The organism is Streptomyces sp. NPDC088794 (assembly GCF_044750545.1).
GTDB lineage: Bacteria > Actinomycetota > Actinomycetes > Streptomycetales > Streptomycetaceae > Streptomyces.
The window spans coordinates 276155-300663 of record NZ_JBIVKB010000007.1 but is presented as its reverse complement, the minus strand read 5'-3'; the positions used below and the strand labels follow the sequence as shown (position 1 = coordinate 300663).

General features: G+C 67.7%; 25 protein-coding genes and 1 tRNA gene. 14 read left to right on the top strand and 12 right to left on the bottom strand.

Annotated features, from left to right (window positions below):
- Positions 1–146 precede the first annotated feature (146 nt).
- The gene (locus ACIP6U_RS22050) at positions 147–275 is read right to left on the bottom strand and encodes a DLW-39 family protein (protein WP_003999697.1); all 129 of its coding nucleotides are present in this window, start codon (positions 273–275) and stop codon (positions 147–149) included.
- 329 nt (positions 276–604) lie between these two features.
- Here ACIP6U_RS22050 and ACIP6U_RS22045 point away from each other — a divergent pair, with 329 nt between their 5' ends.
- Positions 605–964 (top strand): DUF6344 domain-containing protein, encoded by a 360-nt coding sequence (locus ACIP6U_RS22045; protein ID WP_401720289.1) that lies wholly within the window; start codon positions 605–607, stop codon positions 962–964.
- A 236-nt stretch (positions 965–1200) separates the two neighbouring features.
- Positions 1201–2049: an alpha/beta fold hydrolase gene (locus tag ACIP6U_RS22040; protein WP_401720286.1), complete on the top strand. Its 849-nt coding sequence runs from the start codon at positions 1201–1203 to the stop codon at positions 2047–2049.
- Between the two features lie 297 nt (positions 2050–2346).
- Here ACIP6U_RS22040 and ACIP6U_RS22035 read toward each other — a convergent pair whose 3' ends face one another.
- Positions 2347–2607 carry a hypothetical protein gene (locus tag ACIP6U_RS22035; protein WP_401720283.1) on the bottom strand — a complete coding sequence of 87 codons (261 nt, stop codon included), beginning with the start codon at positions 2605–2607 and terminating at the stop codon, positions 2347–2349.
- An 854-nt stretch (positions 2608–3461) separates the two neighbouring features.
- On the opposite strand from ACIP6U_RS22035, the gene ACIP6U_RS22030 reads away from it, so the two are divergent.
- A complete protein-coding gene (locus tag ACIP6U_RS22030; protein WP_401720280.1) occupies positions 3462–4082 on the top strand; it encodes a nuclease-related domain-containing protein in 621 nt (206 codons plus the stop codon).
- 7 nt (positions 4083–4089) lie between these two features.
- On the opposite strand, the gene ACIP6U_RS22025 is transcribed toward ACIP6U_RS22030, so the two are convergent.
- The gene (locus tag ACIP6U_RS22025; RefSeq protein WP_401720277.1) at positions 4090–4848 is read right to left on the bottom strand and encodes a GntR family transcriptional regulator; all 759 of its coding nucleotides are present in this window, start codon (positions 4846–4848) and stop codon (positions 4090–4092) included.
- 190 nt (positions 4849–5038) lie between these two features.
- Between ACIP6U_RS22025 and ACIP6U_RS22020 the strand changes: the two genes are divergently transcribed.
- The 11 genes from ACIP6U_RS22020 (at position 5039) to ACIP6U_RS21970 (ending at position 11353) form a co-directional block, all read left to right on the top strand.
- The gene (locus tag ACIP6U_RS22020) at positions 5039–5368 is read left to right on the top strand and encodes a hypothetical protein (RefSeq protein WP_401720274.1); all 330 of its coding nucleotides are present in this window, start codon (positions 5039–5041) and stop codon (positions 5366–5368) included.
- A gap of 2 nt (positions 5369–5370) precedes the next feature.
- The gene (locus ACIP6U_RS22015; RefSeq protein ID WP_401720272.1) at positions 5371–6717 is read left to right on the top strand and encodes an FtsK/SpoIIIE domain-containing protein; all 1347 of its coding nucleotides are present in this window, start codon (positions 5371–5373) and stop codon (positions 6715–6717) included.
- A gap of 82 nt (positions 6718–6799) precedes the next feature.
- Positions 6800–6982, top strand: coding sequence for a hypothetical protein (locus ACIP6U_RS22010; protein ID WP_401720269.1), 183 nt, complete (start codon positions 6800–6802; stop codon positions 6980–6982).
- 21 nt (positions 6983–7003) lie between these two features.
- Entirely contained in the window at positions 7004–7639 is a 636-nt protein-coding gene (locus ACIP6U_RS22005; RefSeq protein ID WP_401720266.1) for a DUF2637 domain-containing protein, read from the top strand.
- Positions 7640–7658: 19 nt separating this feature from the next.
- On the top strand, positions 7659–7844 hold the full coding sequence (locus tag ACIP6U_RS22000) for a hypothetical protein (protein WP_401720263.1): 186 nt from the start codon (positions 7659–7661) through the stop codon (positions 7842–7844).
- Positions 7845–7846: 2 nt separating this feature from the next.
- The gene (locus ACIP6U_RS21995) at positions 7847–8032 is read left to right on the top strand and encodes a mobile element transfer protein (RefSeq protein ID WP_401720260.1); all 186 of its coding nucleotides are present in this window, start codon (positions 7847–7849) and stop codon (positions 8030–8032) included.
- 16 nt (positions 8033–8048) lie between these two features.
- Positions 8049–8336 carry a hypothetical protein gene (locus ACIP6U_RS21990; protein ID WP_401720257.1) on the top strand — a complete coding sequence of 96 codons (288 nt, stop codon included), beginning with the start codon at positions 8049–8051 and terminating at the stop codon, positions 8334–8336.
- A gap of 108 nt (positions 8337–8444) precedes the next feature.
- Positions 8445–8612, top strand: coding sequence for a hypothetical protein (locus ACIP6U_RS21985; protein WP_401720254.1), 168 nt, complete (start codon positions 8445–8447; stop codon positions 8610–8612).
- A 4-nt stretch (positions 8613–8616) separates the two neighbouring features.
- Entirely contained in the window at positions 8617–10011 is a 1395-nt protein-coding gene (gene repSA, locus ACIP6U_RS21980; RefSeq protein ID WP_401720251.1) for a replication initiator protein RepSA, read from the top strand.
- On the top strand, positions 10008–10196 hold the full coding sequence (locus ACIP6U_RS21975; RefSeq protein ID WP_189771361.1) for a helix-turn-helix domain-containing protein: 189 nt from the start codon (positions 10008–10010) through the stop codon (positions 10194–10196). Before repSA ends, ACIP6U_RS21975 begins: the two co-directional genes overlap by 4 nt.
- A complete protein-coding gene (locus tag ACIP6U_RS21970) occupies positions 10196–11353 on the top strand; it encodes a tyrosine-type recombinase/integrase (RefSeq protein ID WP_401720248.1) in 1158 nt (385 codons plus the stop codon). Before ACIP6U_RS21975 ends, ACIP6U_RS21970 begins: the two co-directional genes overlap by 1 nt.
- Positions 11354–11462: 109 nt before the next feature.
- Here the strand turns inward: ACIP6U_RS21970 and ACIP6U_RS21965 are convergent.
- From ACIP6U_RS21965 to dnaA, 9 genes are all read right to left on the bottom strand, one after another.
- Positions 11463–11539: transfer RNA gene (locus tag ACIP6U_RS21965), tRNA-Ile, on the bottom strand.
- A gap of 134 nt (positions 11540–11673) precedes the next feature.
- Entirely contained in the window at positions 11674–12498 is an 825-nt protein-coding gene (locus tag ACIP6U_RS21960; protein WP_401720245.1) for a DUF3566 domain-containing protein, read from the bottom strand.
- 18 nt (positions 12499–12516) lie between these two features.
- Positions 12517–15111 (bottom strand): DNA gyrase subunit A, encoded by a 2595-nt coding sequence (gene gyrA / locus ACIP6U_RS21955; RefSeq protein ID WP_401720243.1) that lies wholly within the window; start codon positions 15109–15111, stop codon positions 12517–12519.
- Positions 15112–15153: 42 nt separating this feature from the next.
- Positions 15154–17214 (bottom strand): DNA topoisomerase (ATP-hydrolyzing) subunit B, encoded by a 2061-nt coding sequence (gene gyrB, locus ACIP6U_RS21950; protein ID WP_401720240.1) that lies wholly within the window; start codon positions 17212–17214, stop codon positions 15154–15156.
- A gap of 375 nt (positions 17215–17589) precedes the next feature.
- Positions 17590–18126 carry a DUF721 domain-containing protein gene (locus tag ACIP6U_RS21945; RefSeq protein WP_401720237.1) on the bottom strand — a complete coding sequence of 179 codons (537 nt, stop codon included), beginning with the start codon at positions 18124–18126 and terminating at the stop codon, positions 17590–17592.
- On the bottom strand, positions 18123–19244 hold the full coding sequence (recF, locus tag ACIP6U_RS21940; protein WP_401720234.1) for a DNA replication/repair protein RecF: 1122 nt from the start codon (positions 19242–19244) through the stop codon (positions 18123–18125). Before recF ends, ACIP6U_RS21945 begins: the two co-directional genes overlap by 4 nt.
- A 51-nt stretch (positions 19245–19295) precedes the next feature.
- On the bottom strand, positions 19296–20171 hold the full coding sequence (gene gnd / locus ACIP6U_RS21935) for a phosphogluconate dehydrogenase (NAD(+)-dependent, decarboxylating) (RefSeq protein WP_401720231.1): 876 nt from the start codon (positions 20169–20171) through the stop codon (positions 19296–19298).
- Between the two features lie 141 nt (positions 20172–20312).
- Positions 20313–21443: a DNA polymerase III subunit beta gene (gene dnaN, locus ACIP6U_RS21930; protein WP_123998963.1), complete on the bottom strand. Its 1131-nt coding sequence runs from the start codon at positions 21441–21443 to the stop codon at positions 20313–20315.
- Positions 21444–22300: 857 nt separating this feature from the next.
- Positions 22301–24235: a chromosomal replication initiator protein DnaA gene (gene dnaA, locus ACIP6U_RS21925; protein ID WP_401720227.1), complete on the bottom strand. Its 1935-nt coding sequence runs from the start codon at positions 24233–24235 to the stop codon at positions 22301–22303.
- Positions 24236–24509: the final 274 nt, after the last annotated feature.

Below are 24509 nucleotides of genomic sequence, written 5' to 3'. Positions count from 1 at the left end.
CGCATTCCGTACGAGCGTCCGAAACGCCCTGCTCCGGCCCTGATGTGACGCCCTCTCCAGCCCCCGTCGACGCCCCTCGCCGCCTCCGGGTAACGCAAAACCCCGACCGCGAGGCGGCCGGGGTTTTCAGTATCGGTTGTCGGTGCTCAGGAACCCGTGGGCACGGAGTCGGTTGCCTCCGTCCACAGGTCCTGCTCCGCGCGATCCGCCTGGATCTGGCGGTACACGAGGAGCCCGCCGATGGCGGCCAGTGCGACCAGGAGAAGCTTCTTCACCGCGCGACCTCGTCTTTCTTTGACGTAGGGGACCTCTGGCGCCCGACTATACACACCGCCCGATATCGATCGGTGACCTGCGTGGACCCCCTCAACTCCCCTCCCACGCACCGCAGTAGAACCGGAGTTCACCACTCCGATCGGAGGGTGATCACACCTCCACAGCCGGTCACTTTGGACCCTCCCGACCCCTTTTCAAGCTCCTTGCACCCATCCGGGTGGTGTTCATCAGAAGATCGACGCGCCATGGGCGTCGGTCCACCACTTCGCGGTCTCCATACACATCATGAGGAAAGTACGCAAATCGCCCAACCCGAAAGTGAGGGGCCATGGCCCAGAACCAGGTCACGAAGCTGTGGACCACCATCGTCACCGCCTTCCTGGCGCTGTGCACGACGCTCGGACTCATCACGACGACCGCCGTCGCGGCCGTACCCCAGACCGGGACGACCAGCAACAGCGGCGCGTACACGATGACGCCGGCCACGGCCCACGAGCCCTGGGCCCTCACCAGGTCACTGCCCCCCACTATGAAGCAGCGCATCCGCGCCGAGGCCCACGGCAAGTCCCCCAGCTGCCGCCACCGCACCCCCGCGGACGCCGACGCGGAGACGAGCACGGACATGGACACGACGCTCACCGAGGCGACCGCCGCCTCCCCCGAGGAGACAGCTCCCCTTCAGCTCTGAGACTCCGGCCCTGCCCTGACACCACGGCGAACTGGCGAACTTGCGTACCCAATCGCCCACTTGGAGAGTCTCCGCAGACCCCTGACCGTGAATCGGTCGGGGGTCTCACTGTTGAGTCACGCATATACGAAGTTATCTTCACTTGACGAACCGTGGATTACGCCCCATTCTTCCCGATGTGACGACCTGACCGGCCCGACCACCCGCACTGACCGTTCCGCACCAGAGGACTGCTGATGGACGCCAGACCGACCCCCCTGCTCCTCGTCCACGGCTACTGGCACGGTTCCTGGTGTTGGAGCGAGGTCATCGCCCCCTTGGCCGCAGGCGGCCGTACGACTCTCGCGGTGGACCTGGCCGGCCATGGGCTGCGCGCACTGCGGCCGGCGTGCCTCAGCGCGCGCCCGTTCGACTCCGCCGCCCTGGCCACAGAGGTGTCGCCGGTCGCCGAGGTCGACCTCGACCAGGCAGCCGACCTGCTCGTCGCGCAGATCGAGCAGGTCGGGCACGGGGCGCCGGTCACCGTGGTGGCCCACAGCATGGGCGGCACGGTCCTGACGCGGGCCGCACAGCAGCGCCCCGAACTCATCGCCCACGCCGTGTACTTGACCGCGTTCATGCCGGCTTCGGACACTCCGGCCGCCGCCTACATCCAGAGCCCGGAGAACGCCGGTGAGCTCGTCGGCCCCTCTCTCCGGGCCGATCCCGCCGCGATCGGAGCGCTGCGCCTCGACGTCGCGTCGGACGACCCCGCCTACCGGCAACAGCTGCGGGACGCGTTCTTCGGAGACGTCGACCGGGCCGTCACCGACGCCGCCATCGGGCTGCTGACGCCCGACGCCCCGGTCGGCATCGCGCTGGGCACCACGAGCCTGACCCGTGAGGGCTGGGGCTCCGTTCCGCGCACCTACGTCACCTGCGCCCAGGACATGGCGGTCCGGCCGGCCCTCCAGCGGAAGTTCATCGCGGACGCCGACGCGGCCTTCCCGGACAACCCGACCTCCGTCGTGGCGCTCGACGCCTCCCACTCGCCGTTCCTGTCCATGCCCGGACGAGTGGCGGAGATCATCACGAAACTGGCCTGACCGCGGACGGAATGGCTTCCTGGTCCGACCGCCCGGGCACACATCCCGGCAGGCTGGTCGCACATGCAAGAGACCCCCAACCGCGATCGGTTGGGGGTCTTCTGGCTGGTGGGGCTAACAGGATTTGAACCTGTGGCCTCATCCTTATCAGGTCGATCAGGGCGACCCTTTACCCCTGCTCCTCGACTGCTGGGCAGCCATCGAGTAGTTGCACAAGTCCGCCCTGATCCACCTGCGTACGCGACTGTTGGTGTCAGCCGCTGGTGTCAGGCGCGTTGGCTAGTTTGACAACGCAGATCACATGTGGGTACGGAGCCACTTCACGACCTCGTCTTCGAGGTAGCCCGAGTAGTCATCGCTCGTCACGTTCACCACGAGGATGAGGTCGTTGGCATCCATGTAGGACTTCAAGGTGCCTCGCACCTGATCGGCCGACTTTTGGGTGGCGACCAGCCAAGTGGACTCCAGCGCGTGACACCAAGAACTACCGAGCGACTTGATTTGCTTGATCAATGTCGTGTAGTCCTGACCTGGCTTCTTCAGGTCGTACGAGATCATTTGGATCACTGCACACCTCTTTCTGAGGTGGGCATGCCGAAGGCGTGGGCTTGGAAAGCCTTACACCTCGTTATATGGTCCCCAGGCGCCTAGGAACGCACTGAAGCCCCATACCGGGATGCCCAACCTCGATTGAGCCCCGGTGTGGGGCTTTCTTCGTGTCTTGACGGACCATTAGACACCCATGACCGGAACTGAGCAACCAACACCCACATGGCGCAGAACACTACTTGTGGGGTACTCGATAGTAATGAACCCCAACATGTAGTGGTTGCTCGGACGTTGAAGCCAAACCACCAATTCTATCTGGTGGCACTGACAACAACTCGTTGGCCGAATCCAGCCTCAACCACAGACCACCCTGCTCCCATCCCGTCCGCCGTCGACCCACACACCGTGGAGCGGGCGTGGTTCCTGGCGTCCAGGTGGAGCGCGCCACTGTACGAACGACCTGGACGCCAGGGGCCTCGTCTGCTCGGCTCTGCCTGGGTCGATGGTGGTCGGGATGGGAGCTCCCCGCGCACGCCACTACGAACCGGTAGCCGGGAACGGCGCCCCTCCATCCCGGTGTCGGCCGATCCCCCGCCGGAGGCATCGCCCTGACTGCGACATGTGTACGGTGATCACCCATCACCCCGGGCCCCCACGTGGGCGCGCGTTGGCGCAGCCCGCCGGAGCGGGCCGAAGGCAGGAGCGGCGGCGGAGCGGAGCCAGGAGCGCGCCCGGCGGAGCGGAGCGTAGCCGGGGCTTGATGAGGTAGAGAAACCTGTAACAACGCCCTGGCCGATACGCGCCTTGGCCGCACTGCGCCTCTGTGGTGACCTGGGGAAACAGGCACTCTGGGGGAGGACTGCATGTCGGCTGTGCAAGGTGACTTAGCCCTGAACCGACCGGGAGACGCTGTTCGGCGCAAGATCTTGGAGCTACAGCCCAGCGCCTTCAAGAGGCTCGTGGGCCGGTGGTTACGGAACTCCGAGATCTACAGCTGGAGCAACGGACTCGTCGGTGAACGCGTGACCGGTCGACGGCTCAACAGGCTCAAGGGACGTGGCTGGCACATCCTGCACGCTGTCCAGTGGGCCAGCGGCTCGGACATTGATCACCTGGCGATCGGCCCGGCCGGCGTGTTCACGATCAACTCGAAGCGCCACAAGGGGAAGACGGTCTGGTACGGCGACAGGGCGATCACAGTGAACCGCGCGGCGACGCGGCACATAACCATCAGCCAGGGTGAAGCACTGCGTGTCTCCCGAGTCCTGTCGCAGCGCTGCGGGTTCCGCGTCCCCGTACGTCCAGTGATCGCCGTGGTGCATGCCGCGAAGCTCACGGTGAAGAGCGCGGCCCCGCCGGTCCTGGTCCTGGCGGCTGATCAAGTAGATCGCGCGTTGGCTGGGCTGTCACCAACGCTTTCAAGAGATCAAATCGATCGGATCTACGCCGTGGCCCGTGATCCGCGCACGTGGGCTACTGCCTGATCAGCACCTACGCGTCGAAGTCGTACTCAAGGACGTAGGAGGCTGCGTCGAGGGTCATTTCGTTGATCTCAACGGAGCGCCCCTCGTCGGCAAAAGCGGTCCGGCAGACCAAGATGACAGGGGTGCCGGCGGAGATGCTCAACTGCGCCGCTTCGTGCTTCGTGGGCATGCGGGAGCGGATCTCCTCGCGGAAGTGCACTGGTTTGTAGCCGAGTTCGGCCAGACGCGCGTACGTTCCGCCGGGGCCTGTGTCTTCTTGGGTGATCGCTGACCCTGCGACTACCGACATGGGGAGATAGCTCGTCGCGAGAAGAACGGGCTTCCCGTCCAGGACGAACCGCCGGCGTCGCACGCAGACGGTCTCCCCGTCCGGCAGGCCCAACACCTGCCCAATCTGTTCAGGCGCGGTCTCCTCCGACACCGCCACCTGATCCACCACGAGCGTCCGGTCCTCGATGTCGGCAGACCAGATGGACTGACCGCTGCCCCACTGCTCCTGCGAAAGTCGCTGGATCCCTCGACGCCTCAGAGGGCGGAAAGATCGGACGAAGACGCCGGCGCCCTTGCGAGACTCGGCAATCCCTTCGTCCTTGAGCACGCTCAAGGCCTGACGGGCTGTCATGCGAGCCACGCCGTGCTCGGCCATCAGGTCGTTTTCTCCCGGAAGCCGATCACCGGGACCGTACTCGCCCGACTGGATCGCCTCGCGTAGAGAGTCCGCGATCCGCTGGTACTTCGGCCGACGGTCGTCGTCGGTGGTGGTCATTCGGGAGCCCTCCCTTCTTCTCTAGACAGCCTAGGCCATAGGCCTACCGGTTGCCCTGTCGTGTGTCCTCGATCCCGCCCCTTCAACATCTCTATACAGATTCGCTTGACGTCTCTAGAGACGTACGCTCTACTGGAGATGTCTAGAGAGGTCGCCAGAGGGTGGCTTCCAAGAACTGAGGGATGGGCTCATGCCGTCGTTCAAGATCGATGTTTCGACCGCCCTGGTGTTTGTGGCGACCGCGCCGGCGCCGAAGCTCGCCAACAAGCAGACCGGGGAGCGGGCCATGGACCGGGAGACCGGGGCCGGCCTGTCGACGGTGGGTCTGCTGATCTCCGACGAGGGGGAGGGCAACCTGTACCAGGTCACCATCCCCGAGACGGGCATCCCCGAGGGCCTGATGCCGGGTACGCCGGTGCGGGTGATCGGGCTCAAGGCCCGTGACTGGGAGAACGAGTTCAACGGCCAGAAGCGGCACGGGATCTCGTTCCGCGCGGTCGCCGTGACGCCGGGGGCCTGACCATGACGGACCTGGTCGCCCTGTTAGAAGCCGGAGGTCTAGCGGCCGGCGCCGGTGGGCTCGGCTACGCGAAGTACCGCGCCCCCCGCGTGTACTGGTCGCTGGTGGGCCTGCCGGTCACGTGGGGCCGGTTCACCTGGACCTACCGCAGCACGATGGAAGTGTGCGGGCTGACGGTCCAGCCGTCCGGCTTCGGCGCCTTCGTCCGCCGCAACCTGGCCCGCAGCGAGGTCCGTCCGGTCCCGCCGAAGGTGCGCCGGGTCCGCCCCACCATGGTCGGCCTACGGATCACCCTGCGCCTTCCCGCCGGCCTGGAGCCCGCCGACATCACCGCCTCGACCGAGCGCCTTCGCCACGCGTGGGGAGTCCGCTCGGTCACCGTGGCGGAGACCAAGCCGGGCTTCGTCGAGCTGCGGATGACCGGCTACGACGTGCTGCGCCGCGTCCAGTTGCCGCGTAAGGCTCAGCCCCGTGACCTGATGGTTCCGGTCGCGCTGCGGGAGGACGGCACGGTGTTCGAACGCGACTACCGCGCGATCCCCATGGCGCTCACCCTGGGCGCGACGCTGTCCGGGAAGTCGGTGTACCAACGCAACCTGGTCAAGGGACTGGCTCAGCTCCCGGTCGGGCTGATCGGCATCGACTGCAAGCGCGGTGTCGAACACGGCCGCTACGCACCCCGCCTCTCCGCCCTGGCCACCGACCCGGAGTCCGCCGGCCGCCTGATAGACGCGCTGGTCGCAGAGATGGAGGAGCGCTTCGATCTCCTCGCCCTGTACGGCGTCTCGGACCTGTGGGAACTGCCGGCTGAGGTCCGGCCGGTGCCGCTGATCGTCCTCGTCGACGAAGTGGCGGAACTGTTCCTGATCACCTCCAAGAAAGATGAGCCCGCCCGCGACCGCACGGTCATGCAGCTCGTGCGCCTGGGACAGATGGCCCGCGCGATCGGCATCTATCTGGAGGTGTGTGGGCAGCGTTTCGGCTCCGATCTGGGCAGGGGCGCAACCGCCCTGCGCGCTCAGCTCACCGGCCGCGTGGTGCACCGCGTCAACGACAAGCAGACCGCCGACATGGGTCTCGGGGACATCGCCCCGGACGCGGTGACGGCGGTGACCGCGATCGCTCCGGATCGCCCGGGTGTCGCGGTGGCCGGTGACACCTCCGGTGGCTGGTCCCGCATCCGCACCCCCGAGACCACTCCTGACGAAGCCGCAGCCGTCTGCCGCGCCTTCGCCCACCTCACGCCGGCGCTGCCGTTCCTCGCGCCGTTCCGCCCGGTCGCGCAACTCTCCGTCCCGCCGATGCCAGCCGTACCGCCACTGGTACAGCCCCGGCCCGTCACTGAATAGCGCTCCCGGTTCCACGGTCGGCGTGACCGCCTCGCGCCAGGTCCCTACCCGATCCATGCCCAAACCCGGACGGAGATCGCTCATGGCCGCACGCAAGACCACCAAGACGAAGATCGCCCCGCCCACCGTGCTGTGTCCGGTCTGCCACGGCACCGGTGAGGTCTCCCGCACGGTCCGCGTTGGACGCAAGCGTCGGCCCGTCGGTGACCAGACCGGGTTCTGCCTGAACTGCCTGGGTGCCGGCGAGATCCCCGCCACCGACTGACCTGGAAGGGAGGTGAAGAGCATGCGCCGCTCGCTGCGCCTTGACGCCGTACTCGTGCAAGCCGTGATCGCTGGTGCGCTGTCCTTCGCCCACCTGCACGACCTGGCCCTAGCCGCGGGGCAGACCGGCTGGAAGGCCTGGGCCTACCCGATCTCGGTTGATCTGCTGATGGTCGCCGCATGGCGCCGGCTTCGCGCCCAGTCCTCCCGGCTGGCCTGGTGCTGGTTCCTGGTCGCTCTGATCGCCTCGCTGGGCGCGAACATCGCGACCGCCGGCTTCCTCGACCTCGACAACCCGCCCGCCCTGCTCCGCCTCGGCGTCGCCGGCTGGCCCGCACTCGCCTTCCTGGGCGGCACCCTGCTCGCCCACCAACACACCGACCCTGCAACCGAGTTGGAGCCTGAGCCCCGACCGGCACCGATGGTCGACCGCCCCGAGCCTCCCGCCCCGGTCGTGGAGATCACCAAGCCCAAGCCTGCGCCGGTACTGCCCGAAGCGACCGTGCCGAGTGTGCCGCCCGCGTTGATCGACCACGCCCGGAAGATCGCCACCGAGCACCGCACGCGGACCGGTGCCGACATCGACACCGCCACCCTGCGCACTCGCCTCAGCATCCCGGAAGCCCTCGCCGGCGCAATCGTCGCCCAACTCACCTGATTCCAAAGGAGATTCGCCCATGGCTCTGTTCACGTTCAACCGCGCGGCTGACTACCTCGACGCCGCACGCGAGATGGCCGCAACCGGACGCCCGACCTTGGCCCGCCTGCTCGCAGAGGAAGCCGCCGACCGCACCCCCGACCCGGACACGGCTGCCCGCATCCGTGCCGAATTCCCCGGTCACAGCTTGCGCCAGGAGGACTGAGCGTGCGTCCCAACCGCTTCTACGACGTGATCCGCATCGGCCCCGTGCAGGTCGGCACGTTCAACAACGGACGCGGCCAGACCAAGCACACCGCCGCATGCACCGCGCCGGACTGCGGATTCTCCACCGAACACGGAGACCGTTCCGCGGCTGAACTCGCCGCCCGCACCCACCGCTGCACCACCTGACCAGGAGGACGATCCGATGCAGTTACCCGAAGACCAGTGGCGCGCAGGGCACATCCCAGCCGAGGTCTACCGGCAGCTTCCGACCGGAAGCGACCTGCACAAGATCGTGATCGTGCGGGAAGCCCCACGCTCGTACAAGGGCCCGATCGCCATGACCCTGCTGATCATCGTCGGGTCCATCGCGGTCCTGCTCGTGATCGCGTTCGTCGTCCAGATCATCGCCGGCGCGGCCGTCTCGATCCTCTCCGCCACCGGCGGACTGAGCTACACGATCAACCGCAGCAAGAACCGCTACCGCAAGTAGCGCCCTCCGGGGCGGCCTCAACCGCCAAGTCAGTGCCGCCCCGGACGGCTCCACACCTTCCCGATCTTCCGACCCGAAAGGGCTCCACTCATCATGCCTGCCCACACCATGCCCCGTGCCATTTGCCGTGAATGCGGTGGCTTCCCCGTCGTCAGCATCACCACCGGTGAACGCCACCTCGACGGCTCCCGGGTCCTCCTGCACGTCGTCTGCCGGACCTGCAACGGCACCGGCCTCATCCTCCCCGCACCCGCCCTCAGCCAGACCGGGAGGTGACTGCATGAGCGACACCGCCACCGCGGCGGGCCTGGATGCGGCCACCCTCACCGACCTGTTGAGGGTGGCCGCATCCGACGGCTTCGACCGCATCCAAGAACAGATCCGCCGCACCGGCGGCTGCTCGGACCCGATCCACCTACACGGCGCCACCGTGACCCGTGACGCACTCACCGGACAGGTCCTGCACTCCTACAGCACCGACACCGAACCCGGCGGACGGCTGCGCATCGCGTGCGGAAACCGCCGTGCCTCGCGCTGCCCCTCCTGCGCCTGGACCTACGCCGGCGACACCTACCACCTCATCCGCGCCGGCCTCGTCGGAGACCCCACCAAGGGCACCCCCTACACGATCCGGGATCACCCCCGGGTCTTCGCCACCCTCACCGCCCCCTCGTTCGGACCCGTCCACAACCGCCCCGGCAACCGCCCCTGCCGATGCGGACGGCGCCACGGCGAGGACGCTCCCGAACTCGGCACCCCGCTCGATCCGGCGACGTACGACTACGCCGGCGCGGTCCTGTGGAACAACCATGCCTCGGAGCTGTGGCGCTACTTCACGATCTACCTGCGCCGCGAGATCGCCAAGCGGGCCGGCCTGACCCAGAAGGCTGCCCGGGAAGCCTCCCGCGTCGCCTTCGGCAAGGTCGCTGAGTACCAGAAGCGCGGGGCCGTGCACTTCCATGCCGTGATCCGCTTCGATGGAGCCGACGGGCCTGACGATCTGCCCCCGTCCTGGGCCACCCTCGCGCTCCTCGACGATGCGATCCGCGCAGCCCGCAAGCGCGTTGCCGTCGACGTACCTGCGGCCGGTGACCAGCCTGCCCGCACCCTGCGCTGGGGCGTCAAGCTCGACGTCCAGCCGATCAAAGCCTTCGGCCACGGCGAAGAGATCACCGAACTCGCGGTCGCCTCCTACGTCGCCAAGTACGCCACCAAAGCCGCCGAGACCACCGGCACCGTGGACCGCCGGATCGGCAACAAGGAAGCGCTCGTGCTCCTGGGCGTGCCCGACCACCCCAGTCGGCTGATCGCGGCGTGCCTGGATCTGCACGCGCTCTACCCCGACCGGAAGTTGCAGGACTGGGCGCACATGCTCGGCTTCCGGGGCCACTTCTCCACGAAGTCCCGCCGCTACTCCACCACCCTGGGCGCCCTGCGACAGGTCCGAGCCGACTACCGCGCAGCCCAACAACGCGCCTCCCTCGGCCTGCCCGACCCCGACGACAACCCGGAGGCAACCACGCTCACCCTCGCGCACTGGGCGTATGCCGGGCACGGCCACACCCCCGGCGAATCCTGGCTGGCAGCCAACATCCGCCGAGAGATCCAACTCAACCGCGAGACCGCACGCGACGAACTACCCGCCCTGCTCGACCTGGAAGGAGCTGCCACATGACCACCGCCGCACCCGAACTGCTCAAGGTGCCGGAGGTCATGGCACAGCTCAAGGTCGGTCGCTCCAAGGTCTACGACCTGATCCGCACGCATCGCCTCGTCTCGATAAAGATCGACGGATGCCGCCGTATACCGGCTGATGCCGTGCGGGACTTCATCAACGGTCGTCTCGGAGAGGCCGCCTGATGACCAAGAGGCGCCCCAATGGCGGGGGCACGATCTCGAAGCGCGCAGACGGCCGCTATATGGGCCGCGCGTACGTCACCGACACGGACGGCAACCGCGTCCGTAAGACGGTCTACGGCGCCACGTGGGACGAAGCGAACGAGAAGCTCGGCAAGCTCCAAGACCAGGAGCGCAACGGCGTCCCTGTGCCTTCTCGTTCCTGGTCGCTCGGGGAGTGGCTGGCCTACTGGCTGGAGCACATCGTTGAGCCGGACTCCGAGCACAACACGTACGTCAAGTACGAGTCCAAGGTGAGGCTGTACCTGGTGCCGCACCTCGGAAAGAAGTCGCTGATCAAGCTGACTCCTGCCCAACTGCGTTCCTTCATGGCCACGTTGAAGCGGGACAAGGTGCCGGCGCCCACGCGCTTCGAGGTGCTCCGCGTGCTCCGCAACGCCCTCAACCGGGCCATCCGCGAAGAGCTGCTGACGCGCAATGTCGCGCTCCTGGTCGACATGCCCAAGGTCAGCAAGGACAAGGGAAGAGCCTGGAGCGCTCGTGAGGCGATCACGTTCCTACGGACGGCCCGTGCTCACCGCTTCTACGCAGCCTGCGTCCTGGTCCTTGTCCTCGGCCTCCGCCGCAGTGAGGTGCTGGGCCTGCGCTGGCAGGACATCGACTTTGAGAACCGGCAGTTCACTCCGGTCAAGCAGGTCCAGCGAGAGAAGGGCAAGGGCCTGATTCTCAAGGATCTCAAGACGGAGTCCTCGACGGCCGTACTGCCGCTGCCTGAGTTCTGCGCCCGTGCCCTGGAAGAGCGCCGCGAACTGCAAGATCTAGAGCGGCAGATCGTCGGTGAGGCCTGGCAGCAAGAGCCAGACCATGACGTGATCTTCTCGGCGGAACGTGGCGGGCTGACTGACCCGGTGGGCTTCTCCCGAGCCTTCAACGCCCTGGTGAAGCGAGCCGGTGTGCGTCGGATCACGGTCCGGCTCGCGCGGCACACCTGCGGGACCCTGCTCGCCTTCCTGAAGGTCCACCCCAAGGTCGCTCAGACGATCCTCCGGCACAGCCAGATCAGCATGACCATGGACGTCTACACGCACGTGGTGGGCTCGGACCAACGGGAAGCCGCCGCGATGCTGGCCGATCTCCTGGAAGATCCGCTCATCGGCTGACCGACCTGGCGGGATAGTTCCGGGATAACCCGGCAGTAACCCGCACGCCGTTGGTGTCAACCGGTGGTGTCAAAAAGACCCCCTGCCTGATGGCAGAGGGTCTTTTGACTGGTGGGGCTAACAGGATTTGAACCTGTGGCCTCATCCTTATCAGGGATGCGCTCTAACCAACTGAGCTATAGCCCCGCCGCGCTCTGCGGTGTGTGTCCCGCGCGCTGACCCCTGAAGATTAGCGCACGACGTGGGCAGTCCCAAAATCGATAGTCGCCGGACCGTCCGCGGAGGTTTGAACCCGTGCCGGGCTCCCTGCGGACGGCCGGTCACTCGTCCTCGGCGAGCGTCAGCTCGATGCCTCCGACGAAGCCCGCGGAGAGGTTGTAGATGAACGCGCCGAGGGTCGCGAGAGCCGTCGCGAGGACGACGTCGATGACCGCGATGACCGACGCGAACGTCAGGACGTGCGGGAGGGACAGGAACGACTGCAGGTCGAAGCCGTTCGACTCGTTCGAGCCGGTCGCCTCGGAGATGGTGCCGCCGACCGTCGAGAAGACGCCCATCGCGTCCATGACCATCCACAGCACGGCGGACGCGACGATCGTGCAGATGCCCAGGGCGATGGAGAGCAGGAAGCTCACCTTCATCACGGACCACGGATCGGCCTTCGACACGCGCAGACGTGCCTTGCGGATCCGCGGAGTGGTGCGTGCCCCGGTGCGCGGCCGGCGGACTGCGCCGGCCGGAGCGGGGGCCTGGGGCGCGGCCGGAGCCGCCGGGTTCTGGTAGGCCTGCGGCGGGTGGTACGGCCCGGCTGCCTGCTGCTGCGGCTGCCGCTCACCGGGGAGCGGGGAGGCCGGCTGCTGCGGCGGTGCGGGCGGTGCGGCGGCCTGCGAGTGCGGCTGGGCGCCCGGGGCTGCCGGACCCGTCCCAGCCGCGTGCTGCTGGGTCTGCGGGCCTCGGGTGTCCGTCACAGTTCCCCCCTGGGATCCATGAGTGTCCGGCGAGCGCGGCTCGTTCGCGGGTGGCTTGATCGCTTTGAGCTGGGTCGTATGCGAGTCCGTCACCTGCGCGGCGGAGCCACGGCCGCCGCCGTCAGTTTCAGTACCCCTGGGGGTACCGGCCGACCCGGCGCCCGTGGCTCCGCTCACGATGTCTCTCTCCTCGTGCTACTCGGAGGAGGGCGACTCGCCCTCTTCCGTGCCGGTGGTCGTGACGTCCTCTGCGGCCTCGTCCACGGCGTCCTCGCCGTCGACTTCCTCCGCCTCGCGCCCCGCCTCGGCGTTACGAGCGATACCGACGACGGCATCGCGCTTGCCCAGATTGATCAGTTGGACGCCCATGGTGTCACGGCCCGTCTCCCTGACCTCGTTGACTCGCGTACGAATCACACCGCCCGACAGCGAGATGGCGAGGATCTCGTCGAGCTCCTCGACCACCAGCGCGCCGACGAGAGAGCCGCGGTCCTCGACGATCTTGGCGGCCTTGATGCCCAGGCCGCCGCGACCTTGGACGCGGTACTCGTCGACAGCGGTCCGCTTCGCGTACCCACCGTCTGTGGCAGTGAACACGAACGTACCGGGTCGAACAACATTCATCGACAGAAGTTCATCGCCTGAGCGGAAACTCATGCCCTTGACACCCGAGGTAGCACGCCCCATGGGGCGCAGAGTCTCGTCGGAAGCAGTGAACCTGATCGACTGTGCCTTCTTGCTGATCAGAAGCAGATCACTGTCGGACGAAACGAGTTCCGCTCCGATCAGTTCGTCGTCGGAACCGTCCTCGCGCTCCCGCAGGTTGATCGCGATCACACCGCCGGAGCGGGGCGAATCGTAATCCTTCAGAGGCGTCTTCTTGACCAGACCGCCCTTCGTGGCCAGCACCAGGTACGGCGCCGCCTCGTAGTCGCGGATCGCGAGGATCTCGGCGATCGACTCGTCCGGCTGGAAGGCCAGCAGGTTCGCGACATGCTGCCCGCGCGCGTCACGGCCGGCGTCCGGCAGCTCGTACGCCTTCGCGCGGTACACCCGGCCCTTGTTGGTGAAGAACAGCAGCCAGTGGTGCGTCGTCGACACGAAGAAGTGGTCGACGATGTCGTCTTCCTTGAGCTTCGCGCCTCGTACGCCCTTGCCGCCGCGCTTCTGGGAGCGGTAGTCGTCCGTCTTGGTGCGCTTGACGTAGCCGCCGCGCGAGATGGTGACGACGATGTCCTCTTCGGCGATCAGGTCCTCGATGGACATGTCACCGTCGAAGGGCACCAGCATCGTCTTGCGGTCGTCGCCGAACTTCTCGACGATCGCGGCGAGTTCCTCGCTGACGATGCCGCGCTGGCGGACCGGGGAGGCCAGGATCGCGTTGTACTCGGCGATCTTCGCCTGGAGTTCGTCGTGCTCCTGGATGATCTTCTGGCGCTCCAGGGCGGCCAGTCGGCGCAGCTGCATCTCCAGGATGGCGTTCGCCTGGATCTCGTCGATCTCCAGGAGGCCCATCAGGCCCGTACGCGCGATCTCCACGGTGTCGCTGCGCCGGATCAGCGCGATGACCTCGTCGATGGCGTCCAGGGCCTTCAGGAGGCCACGCAGGATGTGCGCCCGCTCCTCGGCCTTGCGCAGCCGGAACTTCGTACGGCGGACGATGACCTCGATCTGGTGCGCCACCCAGTGCCGGATGAACGCGTCCAGGGAGAGGGTCCGCGGCACACCGTCGACCAGCGCCAGCATGTTGGCGCTGAAGTTGGACTGCAGATCCGTGTGCTTGTAGAGGTTGTTCAGTACGACCTTGGCGACCGCGTCCCTCTTGAGGACGATGACGAGGCGCTGGCCGGTACGGGACGACGTCTCGTCGCGGACGTCGGCGATGCCGCCGACCTTGCCGTCCTTCACCAGGTCGGCGATCTTCTGCGCGAGGTTGTCGGGGTTGGTCTGGTAGGGGAGTTCGGTGACCACCAGGCACTGGCGGTTCTGGATCTCCTCGACCTCGACGACCGCGCGCATGGTGATCGAGCCGCGGCCGGTGCGGTACGCCTCTTCGATGCCCTTGCGGCCGACGACGAGCGCGCCGGTCGGGAAGTCGGGGCCCTTGATGCGCTCGATCAGCGCGTCCAGGAGCTCCTCCTGCGAGGCCTCCGGGTTCTCCAGGCACCACTGGGCGCCCGCCGCGACCTCACGGAGGTTGTGCGGCGGAATGTTGGTGGCCATGCCGACCGCGATGCCCGCCGAGCCGTTGATCAGCAGGTTCGGGAAGCGGGCCGGCAGGACGGTCGGCTCCTGGGAGCGGCCGTCGTAGTTGTCCGTGAAGTCGACGGTCTCCTCGTCGATGTCACGGACCATCTCCATCGACAGCGGCGCCATCTTGCACTCGGTGTAGCGCATGGCGGCCGCCGGGTCGTTGCCCGGGGAGCCGAAGTTGCCGTTGGAGTCCACCAGCGGCATCCGCATCGACCACGGCTGCGCGAGGCGGACCAGCGCGTCGTAGATCGAGGAGTCGCCGTGCGGGTGGTAGTTGCCCATGACGTCGCCGACGACACGGGCGCACTTGTAGAAGCCCTTCTCGGGCCGGTAGCCGCCGTCGTACATCGCGTACAGGACGCGGCGGTGCACGGGCTTGAGGCCGTCACGGACGTCGGGCAGGGCTCGCGACACGATGACGGACATCGCGTAGTCGAGGTACGAGCGCTGCATCTCCGTCTCGAGCCCGACGGGCTCGACGCGCTGGGCGATGATGGCGCCCTCTTCAGGCGTACTGGGCGTGTTCTCGTCGGTCATTGCTGGTGGGGATCCTTCCTGGTGCGGTCAGCTGAGACCGACTCAGATGTCGAGGAAGCGGACGTCCTTGGCGTTGCGCTGGATGAACTGGCGGCGCGCCTCGACGTCCTCGCCCATCAGGACCGAGAACAGGTCGTCGGCCTGCGCGGCGTCGTCCAGGGTGACCTGGCCGAGGACGCGGTGCTCCTGGTCCATCGTGGTGACGCGCAGCTCCTCGGCGTTCATCTCGCCGAGACCCTTGAAGCGCTGGATCGAGTCTTCCTTGATCCGCTTGCCGCTCTGCCGGCCCAGCTCGATCAGCGCGTCGCGCTCACGGTCCGAGTACGCGTACTCGAAGTCGTCACGGCCCCACTTGATCTTGTACAGCGGGGGGCGCGACAGGAACACGTGCCCGGCCTCGACCAGCGGCCGCATGAAGCGGAACAGGAAGGTCAGCAGCAGGGTGCTGATGTGCTGACCGTCGACGTCGGCGTCCGCCATCAGGATGATCTTGTGATAGCGCAGCCTGGCGATGTCGAAGTCCTCGTGGACTCCGGTGCCGAAGGCGGAGATCAGTGCCTGGATCTCCTGGTTCTGCAGGATCTTGTCGATCCTGGCCTTCTCGACGTTGAGGATCTTGCCTCGGATCGGGAGGATCGCCTGGTACTGCGGGTTCCGGCCGGACTTGGCCGAGCCGCCGGCGGAGTCACCCTCGACGATGAAGATCTCGCACTTGGTGGGGTCGTTCGACTGGCAGTCGGACAGCTTGCCCGGCAGGGACGCGGTCTCCAGCAACCCCTTGCGACGGGTGAGGTCGCGGGCCTTGCGGGCGGCCACGCGCGCGGTGGCGGCCTGGATGCCCTTGCGGATGATGTCCGCGGCCTCGTTCGGGTTGCGGTCGAGCCAGTCGTTGAGGTGCTCGTAGACCGCCTTCTGTACGAAGGTCTTCGCCTCGGTGTTGCCGAGCTTGGTCTTGGTCTGGCCCTCGAACTGCGGCTCGGCCAGCTTCACCGAGATGATCGCGGTCAGACCCTCGCGGATGTCGTCGCCCGTGAGGTTGTCGTCCTTCTCGCGGAGCAGCTTCTTGTCGCGCGCGTACTTGTTGATCAGCGACGTCAGCGCGGCCCGGAAGCCCTCTTCGTGCGTACCGCCCTCGTGCGTGTGGATGATGTTGGCGAAGGAGTACACACCCTCGCTGTAACCGCTGTTCCACTGCATCGCGACCTCGAGGGACAGGCTCTTGTCCTTGTCCTCCGCCTCCAGGTCGATGATCGTCGGATGCACCACTTCTCCCTTGCGGGAGTTGAGGTACTTCACGTAGTCGACGATGCCGCCCTCGTAGTGGTACGTGACGGACTTGACCTCGTCCTTCTCGTCCGCACCCGCCTCGTCGGCACCGACCGTGGCCTTCGCCACCTCGCGCTCGTCAGTGAGTTTGATCGTCAAACCCTTGTTGAGGAACGCCATCTCCTGGAAGCGCCGCGAGAGCGTCTCGAAGGAGTACTCGGTCGTCTCGAAGACGTCCGGGTCGGCCCAGAAGGTGACCGACGTACCGGTCTCGTCCGTGGCCTCGTGCTGCACGAGCGGGGCCGTCGGCACGCCCAGCTTGTAGTCCTGCGTCCAGCGGTGTCCGTCGGTCCTGATCTCGACGGCGACCTTGCTGGACAGCGCGTTCACCACGGAGACGCCCACGCCGTGCAGACCACCGGAGACCGCGTAGCCGCCGCCCCCGAACTTGCCGCCCGCGTGCAGCACCGTCAGCACGACCTCGACGGCGGGCTTGCCCTCGGACGGGACGATGCCCACCGGGATGCCTCGGCCGTTGTCGATGACGCGCACGCCGCCGTCGTGAAGGATCGTCACGTCGATCGTGTCCGCGTGGCCGGCCAGCGCCTCGTCGACGGAGTTGTCGACGACTTCCTGCACCAGGTGGTGCAGGCCTCGCTCACCGGTCGAACCGATGTACATACCGGGTCGCTTGCGGACCGCGTCCAGACCCTCGAGGACGGTGATGGCGCTGGCGTCGTACGAGGCGGTGACCTCACCGTTCGACGAGGTCACCGCGCCGTTGTCGCCGGCGTCGCTGGACGGGATGTTCTCGTTGGGGTTGCCGGAATCGGCCACGAAGCGCCCTTTCTGGCACAGCACCAGCCAGGCTCGTCGGCGGGTTGCCGGAGCGGCTGCGGCATGTTGCGTTGGTAAGCCTTGATCAGCGTTGCTCAGCTTTTCCCGGGCGGTCCCCATCAGTGGGGCGGGATTAGCTCCCAGTCTACCGGTAGCACCGACAGTGATGGGGGTTTGCCGGTACCTGAGTCCTCATGTGCCGCCCTCAACCGGCGTCTTCCGGGTCCCCATATACGGAGCGGGGCTCCAAGAGGCTCACAGCGGCACTCAGCGCTTCCGGCTGTCAACCCTTGGCTACTTGGGAGTCAGATCGCGATTCGCAACCGCACGCCGTTGCGCGGCCCGGCCGTCACGCACCCAGATATGTGATGTCAGTCACCCATAGGTGTCGCCGGGTCCCTTGCTGCCCGGAGCACGCAGCGGACCGTAATTACGGGCGGGTCCGCTCGGGCCGAGCACCTTGATCACCTTCACCGTGCCGTGACCGAGATCCTCGTTCAGCCGGGCCACCAGGGTGGGCGCCAGCAGGCGCAGATTCGTCGCCCAGGCCGTCGAGTCGCAGCGCACGACCAGCACCTGCTCGTCCTCGTCGTACCGCTCCGGCACGCAGTGCTTGGCCACGTCCTCGCCGACGATCTGCGGCCAGCGCCCCATCACCCCGCCCACCGCGGCCGGGGCCTCCCAACCCCGCTCGGTGATCAGCCGGTTGATCGCCGCACCGAACGCCATGGGGTCGCGTCCGTCGGCGCGCGCGCCGGAGCGCAGGCCCCCGCGCCGCGCCTGCTTCTTCTGCCGCGCCGCGTCCCCACGCGCGCGTGCCTGTTCCTTGGCCGCCCTGAGCGCCACGCGCGCGAGGTCGACGCCGGACGGCTCCGCGGCCTTCTCCGGGACGACGGGCTCTTCGTCGGTCATACGCGCTCCACCGCCCCGTCCGACACCGAGAACCGCGTCCCCGCCAGCACGTGCGGTACGTCGTCGTCGACCGCGGCCGTCACCAGGACCTGCTCCCCGGGCGCGACCAGCTCCGCCAGCCGCTCACGCCGCCGAGTGTCCAGCTCGGCGAACACATCGTCGAGCACCAGCACCGGCTCATTGCCCTCGGCCCGCAACAGGTCGTACGACGCCAGCCGCAGCGCCAGCGCATAGGACCAGGACTCCCCGTGCGAGGCGTACCCCTTGGCCGGCAACTGCCCCAGCTTGAGCACCAGATCGTCCCGATGGGGTCCTACGAGGGTGATGCCCCGCTCGATCTCCTGCTTGCGCGCCTCCGCGAGCGCCCCCATGAGCTGCTCGTAAAGATCCTCACGCGTGTGTGCCTCACCGGGCGCGGACGGCTTGTACTCCAGGGCGATCGGGCCGCCGCCGGGCGCCAGTTGCTCGTACGCCTTGTCGGTCAGCGGCTGGACGGCCGCGATCAGGTCAAGGCGCTGGGCGAGCAACTCGGCGCCCACGCGCGCGAGATGCTGGTCCCAGACGTCGAGCGTCGACAGGTCCATCGAGCGGCCGCCGTGCCGCCGGGCCAGGGCCGCGCTCTTGAGGAGCGTGTTGCGCTGCTTGAGAACACGCTCGTAGTCGGAGCGCACGCCGGCCATGCGCGGGGAGCGTGCGGTGATCAGCTCGTCGAGGAACCGGCGCCGCTCGCCGGGGTCGCCCTTGACCAGGGCGAGGTCCTCGGGCGCGAACAGCACGGTCCGCACGATGCCGAGCACGTCCCGCGGCCTGACCTGCGAAGACCTGTTGATCCGGGCGCGGTTGGCGCGGCCGGGGTTCAGCTCCAGCTCGATCAGCTGCTGCCGATCGCCCTGTTTGACCTGCGCCCGGATGACCGCGCGTTCGGCGCCCATGCGCACCAGGGGGGCGTCGGAGGCGACGCGGTGGCTGCCGAGGGTGGCGAGGTAGCCGACGGCCTCGACGAGGTTCGTCTTCCCCTGCCCGTTGGGGCCCACGAACGCGGTGACGCCGGGGTCGAGCGGGACCTCGACCCCGGCGTACGAGCGGAAGTCGGCCAGCGACAGATGCGTGACGTGCATGGTCGTTCGCCGACCTCCCCCGGGTTGTGGACTGCCGGGCAGCCCTGTGGATTACTTCGTCTCTACCGCGTGGCCGCCGAACTGGTTGCGCAGCGCCGCGATCATCTTCATCTGGGGCGAGTCGTCCTGGCGGGAGGCGAACCGCGCGAACAGCGACGCGGTGATCGTCGGCAACGGCACCGCGTTGTCGATGGCGGCCTCCACGGTCCAGCGGCCCTCGCCGGAGTCCTGTGCGTAGCCCTTGAGCTTGTCGAGGTGCTCGTCGCCGTCGAGCGCGTTCACCGCGAGGTCCAGCAGCCAGGACCGGATCACCGTGCCCTCCTGCCAGGAGCGGAAGACCTCGCGCACGTCCGTGACGGAGTCGACCTTCTCCAGCAGTTCCCAGCCCTCGGCGTAGGCCTGCATCATCGCGTACTCGATGCCGTTGTGGACCATCTTGGCGAAGTGCCCGGCGCCGACCTTGCCGGCGTGCACGGAGCCGAACTCGCCCTCGGGCTTGAGGGCGTCGAAGACCGGCTGCACCTTGGCGACGTTCTCGGCGTCACCGCCGTACATCAGCGCATAGCCGTTCTCGAGGCCCCAGACGCCTCCGGAGACGCCGCAGTCGACGAATCCGATGCCCTTGGCGGCCAGTTCCTCGGCGTGCTTCTCGTCGTCCGTCCAGCGGGAGTTGCCGCCGTCCACGACGACATCGCCCGGCTCCAGGAGCTCGGCCAGTTCGTCGACGGTCGACTGGGTGGGGGCACCGGCCGGGACCATCACCCAGACCACGCGCGGACCTTGGAGTTTGCCCACAAGCTCTTCCAGGCTGTGGACATCGGCGAGGTCCGGGTTGCGGTCGAATCCGACGACGGTGTGGCCTGCGCGGCGGATCCGCTCGCGCATGTTGCCGCCCATCTTGCCGAGGCCGACGAGACCGAGCTCCATCAGTTGTTCCTTAGGTTGCCGAGTGTCGTGTGGGGCACGTGATTCGTACCCACGTCCGAGCCTAAACCCGGACGCTCACGCACACCTGTGGGCATACGCGCTCAAACGTACGCCCCGACCTGCGGGTTTCCGAGGGCGCGCTCAGCCGCTCAGCCGCACCGGCATGATCAAGTACTTGTAGGCCTCGTCCGCCTCGGCGTCCAGCGCCGGCTTGCCGCTGAGCAGCGCGGGCTTCGTGGACGTCGTGAACGACAGCTGGGCGACCGGGGAGTCGATGGCGCTCAGGCCGTCCAGCAGGAACGTCGGGTTGAAGGCGATCGACACGTCGTCGCCCTCCAGCTGCGCGTCGACCCTTTCCACAGCCTGTGCGTCGTCGCTGGAGCCGGCCTCCAGGATCAGCACGCCCTGCTCGAAGCTGAGCCGCACCGGGGTGTTGCGCTCGGCGACCAGGGCCACGCGCTTGACGGCCTCCACGAAGGGGGCGGTCTCGATCACGGCGATCGAGTTGAACTCCGTCGGGAACAGCGAGCGGTACTTCGGGAGGTCGCCCTCCAGGAGCCGGGTCGTCGTACGGCGGCCCGCGCCCTCGAAGCCGATGAGGCCCTCGCCCGCGCCGGAGCCGGACAGCGCCAGGATCACGCTGTCGCCGCTCGTGAGGGCCTTGGCGGTGTCCAGGAGCGTCTTGGCGGGCACCAGGGCGACCGCGGACGCCTCGGGGTTCTCCGGCTTCCACAGGAACTCGCGGACCGCGAAGCGGTAGCGGTCGGTGGAGGCCAGCGTGACCGTGTCGCCCTCGATCTCGATGCGCACACCGGTGAGCACGGGCAGCGTGTCGTCGCGCCCGGCGGCGATGGCCACCTGGGCGGCGGCGGCCGCGAAGACCTCACCGGGGACCGTGCCCGTCGCGTTCGGCATCTGCGGCAGGGCCGGGTACTCCTCCACAGGCAGGGTGTGGAGTGTGAAGCGGGAGGAGCCGCAGACCACCGTCGCCCGTACACCGTCTGTGGAAATCTCCACCGGGCGGTTGGGGAGCGCGCGGCAGATGTCCGCGAGCAGGCGGCCGGAGACCAGGACCGTGCCCTCTTCCTCGACCTCGGTCTCCACCGACACGCGTGCGGAGACCTCGTAGTCGAAGCTGGACAGGCTCAGCTGGCCGTCCTCGGCCTTCAGCAGAAGGCCGGCGAGGACAGGCGCCGGCGGACGGGCCGGGAGGCTGCGTGCCGCCCAGGCAACTGCCTCCGCGAGTACGTCGCGTTCCACCCGGATCTTCACTGTTGCCGCCTCCTGCTGTTGCCGGCGCTTCTCGGCCTGCCTGGCTTCGTCGTCTGTCTCGGTGTTGTCAGCCCCTGTGAAGGGAAGGACACCGGGGAACAGTCTGACGCACCCCACTGACAGTAGGTGCCGCTCGGGGTCAAGTCGTGACGAGGGGCAGTCGGGAGCGAGACAGCGAGTTGTGCACAGGGCCCACTTCGAAACGGTTTCCCAGCTCTCTCTAGTTGCTAGTAGTAGTAGGGCCTGTGGAAACCGTGGATAACCTCGTTTTCCCAGCTCAGAGCGGGAATTTTGTCCACTGGCCCTGTGGGCGGAGGCGGTGGACAACCGGGCGCTTCTGTGGAGAACGGAAAGTTCTGCACACTCCATGCACAGCCGAGGGGCACTTCTCCCCAGCGCCGTCCCCAGCTTTACCCACGTTTCCCACAGCCCAACCCGGCACCTTCGTGTGACGCCTTTCACTCGACCCGGTGATCAGGCGCGTCGCGTTGCCGAACAGTGGACAGGGATGTGGAGAAGCTGGTGATCTCTGGGGACAACCGGCCCTGGCCTGTGGGTTGTCGGTGGACAACTTCGTGCACAGCTTGTGGATCATTCGGCTGTCCACAGTCTGTGGAGATCGTTCGTCCACTAATCCACAGGCACCTGACCTGGCCTGACGGTCTTTCGGCAGGGGCGCCTGTGGACACGATCTGGACAACTTCCCAGTCCCCAGGGTGTGGACGGGAGAAAGTCACCGAATCTGTGGAGAGAGGCCGTAACCCGGCCCGTATTCGAACAGCGGGTTGCCGCGACACGAAGAAGGGCGCCCTCGGGAACTCGTCCCGGGGCGCCCTCAGCGGTCGTCCGCGCGGCTGTCAGCCGTTCTTGATGCGGTTCGTCAGCTCGGTCACCTGGTTGTAGATGGAGCGCCGCTCGGCCATCAGATTGCGGATCTTGCGGTCCGCGTGCATGACGGTGGTGTGGTCGCGGCCGCCGAACAGCGCGCCGATCTTCGGCAGCGACAGGTCGGTCAGCTCCCGGCACAGGTACATGGCGATCTGCCGTGCCGTCACCAGCGCGCGCCCGCGCGAGGTGCCGCACAGGTCCTCGACGGTGAGCCCGAAGTAGTCGGCGGTCGCGCTCATGATGGCCGTCGAGGTGATCTCGGGGGCCGAGTCGTCGCCGCCGGGGATCAGGTCCTTGAGGACGATCTCCGTCAGGCCCAGGTCCACCGGCTGCCGGTTGAGCGACGCGAACGCCGTCACCCGGATCAGCGCGCCCTCCAGCTCGCGGATGTTGCGCGAGATGCGGGACGCGATGAACTCCAGGACCTCCGGCGGGGCGTTGAGCTGCTCCTGCACCGCCTTCTTACGAAGGATGGCGATCCGGGTCTCCAGCTCGGGCGGCTGGACGTCGGTGATCAGACCCCACTCGAAACGGTTCCGCAGCCGGTCCTCCAGCGTCACCAGCTGCTTGGGCGGCCGGTCGCTGGAGAGCACGATCTGCTTGTTCGCGTTGTGGAGCGTGTTGAACGTGTGGAAGAACTCCTCCTGCGTCGACTCCTTGTCCGCGAGGAACTGGATGTCGTCGACCAGGAGGATGTCCATCTCGCGGTACCGCTTGCGGAAACTGTCGCCCTTGCCGTCGCGGATGGAGTTGATGAACTCGTTGGTGAACTCCTCCGAGCTCACGTACCGCACGCGCGTGCCCGGGTAGAGGCTCCGCGCGTAGTGTCCGATCGCGTGCAGCAGGTGCGTCTTGCCGAGCCCCGACTCCCCATAGATGAACAGGGGGTTGTACGCCTTCGCCGGCGCCTCGGCGACGGCCACCGCGGCCGCGTGCGCGAAGCGGTTGGAGGCGCCGATGACGAACGTGTCGAAGAGGTACTTCGGGTTCAACCGCGCGGTCGGCTCGCCGGGACGGGTCGCCGGCGCGGGCTGCGCGGCCAGCGGGCCGGGAGCACCGGGGCTCATGGAGCCGCCGCGGTGGCCGTGCCCGGAGTTCGACGGCGGCTCGGACCGGTCCCGGCGGCCGTCGCGCTGGTCGTAGTCGGACCGGGGCGCGTCGTAGTCGGGACGCGGCTGGTCGTACTCGGAGCGCTGACCGTCGTACGGCGGACGCTCCATCGACTGCGGGCGGTAGTCCTGGGACGGCGGCGCGTAGGAGTCCTGCGGATTGTACGGCTCCTGCTGCTGGCCGTAGGTGTCCTGGGACGGCGAGGCGTAGGGGTCGCGCTCCGGGAAGCCGAGCCGCGGCTGCTGCCAGCTGTACTCGTCCTGGGACGGGCGCGGCCAGGCGCCGGGCTCGGGGCGCTGGTACTCGGAGGGGTAGGCGGGGCGGGCGGTGGGCAGCTGATCCTGGCGTGAGGGGGGCAGCTGGTCGCTCGGGGCGCCGGGCAGTTGGTCGGGGCGGTTCGACCGGCGGTCTTCGGCGCGGTGGCGGCCGTAACCCTCGTACTGGCCGGAGGAGAGCTCGGGCTCCTCGTAGCGCTGCTGGGGGCGGGGCTGCGGGGCCGGCGGGCCGGGAGGCTCGCCCGCGGAGTCGTCGACGGTGATCGCGATCCGGATCGGGCGGCCGCATTCGCGGGTCAGTGATTCGGCGACGATGGGAGCGAGGCGGCCTTCGAGGACGCCCTTCGCAAACTCGTTCGGTACGGCGAGCAGGGCGGTGTCGGCCACCAGCGCGAGGGGCTGGCAGCGGCGGATCCAGTGCTCGTCCTTTGCCTCGACCCCCTGCGCACGGCCCTCACCGAGGAGCTGCTCCAGTACTCGTGGCCACACTGCGGCAAGATCGGCAGGCACGTCAGCCACAGGGCACGCTCTCTCGTGGGTCCCACGAACGTGTGGTTGCGGGACGGATCGGGTGGTAAATGGGGTGGCGGTGGGGACAAGGGAACGAATCGGAGTCCAGCCACGGTAGTCAGGGCGACGGGTGCGGTTCAAGTTGTTGTCCCCAGGCTGTGGATAGTGTCTCCCGGTGGCCCCTGGTTTGACCGGATGGCTCAGCCGCGCGTACCGTAACCAGGTCGAGTTGTCGATGGCTGCTGCCGCCTGCCTCCGATGGGCACAGATCGCTGAAGGTGAT

What these genes read in the sequence shown, in the direction of transcription:
- ACIP6U_RS21975 (WP_189771361.1), top strand. Translation starts at nt 10,008, where the DNA reads ATGACCACCGCCGCACCCGAACTGCTCAAGGTGCCGGAGGTCATGGCA.
- ACIP6U_RS21990 (WP_401720257.1), top strand. Translation starts at nt 8,049, where the DNA reads ATGCAGTTACCCGAAGACCAGTGGCGCGCAGGGCACATCCCAGCCGAG.
- ACIP6U_RS22030 (WP_401720280.1), top strand. Translation starts at nt 3,462, where the DNA reads ATGTCGGCTGTGCAAGGTGACTTAGCCCTGAACCGACCGGGAGACGCT.
- ACIP6U_RS22020 (WP_401720274.1), top strand. Translation starts at nt 5,039, where the DNA reads ATGCCGTCGTTCAAGATCGATGTTTCGACCGCCCTGGTGTTTGTGGCG.
- ACIP6U_RS21970 (WP_401720248.1), top strand. Translation starts at nt 10,196, where the DNA reads ATGACCAAGAGGCGCCCCAATGGCGGGGGCACGATCTCGAAGCGCGCA.
- ACIP6U_RS22040 (WP_401720286.1), top strand. Translation starts at nt 1,201, where the DNA reads ATGGACGCCAGACCGACCCCCCTGCTCCTCGTCCACGGCTACTGGCAC.
- ACIP6U_RS22010 (WP_401720269.1), top strand. Translation starts at nt 6,800, where the DNA reads ATGGCCGCACGCAAGACCACCAAGACGAAGATCGCCCCGCCCACCGTG.
- ACIP6U_RS21945 (WP_401720237.1), bottom strand. Translation starts at nt 18,126, where the DNA reads ATGACCGACGAAGAGCCCGTCGTCCCGGAGAAGGCCGCGGAGCCGTCC.
- gnd (WP_401720231.1), bottom strand. Translation starts at nt 20,171, where the DNA reads ATGGAGCTCGGTCTCGTCGGCCTCGGCAAGATGGGCGGCAACATGCGC.
- gyrA (WP_401720243.1), bottom strand. Translation starts at nt 15,111, where the DNA reads ATGACCGACGAGAACACGCCCAGTACGCCTGAAGAGGGCGCCATCATC.
- repSA (WP_401720251.1), top strand. Translation starts at nt 8,617, where the DNA reads ATGAGCGACACCGCCACCGCGGCGGGCCTGGATGCGGCCACCCTCACC.
- ACIP6U_RS21985 (WP_401720254.1), top strand. Translation starts at nt 8,445, where the DNA reads ATGCCCCGTGCCATTTGCCGTGAATGCGGTGGCTTCCCCGTCGTCAGC.
- ACIP6U_RS22025 (WP_401720277.1), bottom strand. Translation starts at nt 4,848, where the DNA reads ATGACCACCACCGACGACGACCGTCGGCCGAAGTACCAGCGGATCGCG.
- ACIP6U_RS22000 (WP_401720263.1), top strand. Translation starts at nt 7,659, where the DNA reads ATGGCTCTGTTCACGTTCAACCGCGCGGCTGACTACCTCGACGCCGCA.
- ACIP6U_RS22005 (WP_401720266.1), top strand. Translation starts at nt 7,004, where the DNA reads ATGCGCCGCTCGCTGCGCCTTGACGCCGTACTCGTGCAAGCCGTGATC.
- recF (WP_401720234.1), bottom strand. Translation starts at nt 19,244, where the DNA reads ATGCACGTCACGCATCTGTCGCTGGCCGACTTCCGCTCGTACGCCGGG.
- ACIP6U_RS22015 (WP_401720272.1), top strand. Translation starts at nt 5,371, where the DNA reads ATGACGGACCTGGTCGCCCTGTTAGAAGCCGGAGGTCTAGCGGCCGGC.
- ACIP6U_RS22035 (WP_401720283.1), bottom strand. Translation starts at nt 2,607, where the DNA reads ATGATCTCGTACGACCTGAAGAAGCCAGGTCAGGACTACACGACATTG.
- ACIP6U_RS22045 (WP_401720289.1), top strand. Translation starts at nt 605, where the DNA reads ATGGCCCAGAACCAGGTCACGAAGCTGTGGACCACCATCGTCACCGCC.